Source organism: Gramella jeungdoensis, assembly GCF_023805255.1.
Classification (GTDB): Bacteria; Bacteroidota; Bacteroidia; order Flavobacteriales; family Flavobacteriaceae; genus Christiangramia; species Christiangramia jeungdoensis.
On the sequence record NZ_JAMSCK010000019.1, the window covers coordinates 1 to 1,230 of the forward strand.

The following is a 1,230-nucleotide window of genomic DNA, read 5'->3' on the forward strand; positions in this document are numbered from 1 at the left end:
TGCCGCTTATTGGCGATGAACCGTCTTAAGTTTAATTTCTCTAAATTTTGATTGTATAACCAGAAAGAACAAAAGAGAGGAATAAGATTACATGAACCGTGGGAACTAGAGATTCCGTCAACAATGATAATCCCCTCTCTTTTCTACTTTAATTTCGTTTAGTTCTGTGAGACCTGGATCTCGTTTTTAAGTCGATGAAAACCAAAGTAGCTGTTCTTTCCAATCATTCTCTTATGGATAAAATTAAACATTTTTACGGAGTAGACATCAGTAAATCATTCTTTGATGTAGTTGACCAGGATGGCAAGCATGATCAATTCTCCAATGATGTAAAAGGCTTTAAAGGCTTACTGAAGTTCATTAAGAAAGACAGTTTAGTTGTTATGGAAGCTACTGGCTACTATCATTACAGGCTGGCTCAATATCTATACGAGAATGATATAACGGTATCGGTTGTGAATCCACTTTCAGTGAAGCGTTTTATTCAAATGAAGCTCTCCAAGATCAAGACGGATAAGAGCGATGCTAAGGCGATCTGTGAATATGCACAGGCAGCAGAAGTTCCGTTATACACTGCTAGAAATGCTGTTCAGGCAGAATGCTTGCAGCTGCTCAGTCTTCAGGATCTTTACCTAAAGCAACGAACAGCTATAAAGAATAAGATCCATGGCGAGAAAGCTTTAGGAACACCCTCAAAGACTGTAAGTAGATCTCTTGTTAGAATGCTGAAGCAACTAGAGAAGGAACTGGCCCAGATCGAAACCAAGCTGGAGTCCTTAGTCAGGAAAACCCAGGAAGAGCAACTGGAGCAATTAACCAGCATTCCGGGAATGGGAAAGAAGACGGCGATGCTGTTAATTGTACTTACAGACGGATTTACCAGTTTTGAGAATGCCAGGCAACTTTGCTGTTATACCGGGATCACACCAACGATCAGGCAATCTGGAACAAGTGTAAGAGGCCGTAGCAGAATAAGTAAAGTAGGGAACCGAAAACTTCGCAATTTATTATTCATGTGTAGCTTCACTGCCTGTAAAACCAATAAGGCCTGCAGGGAAATTTATGAGCGAATAGTAGAGAAGGGAAAGAGTAAGAAACTGGCACTAATAGCCGTATGTAATAAGCTCCTGAAACAGGCATTTGCAATAGCTAAGTCCGGAACTTATTATCAGGAAAATTATATGTCGAAATTAGCTTAAAAGTACTTGGATTTTACCTTAGTTCTTTGTT

Annotated in this window: 1 protein-coding gene; it reads left to right on the forward strand. The window is 39.7% G+C overall.

The window, feature by feature from the left end; translation table 11 throughout:
* Positions 1 to 233: 233 nt before the first annotated feature.
* Positions 234 to 1,199 (forward strand): IS110 family RNA-guided transposase, encoded by a 966-nt coding sequence (locus NE848_RS17270; RefSeq protein WP_252115860.1) that lies wholly within the window; start codon positions 234 to 236, stop codon positions 1,197 to 1,199.
* The last annotated feature ends 31 nt before the right edge of the window (positions 1,200 to 1,230 follow it).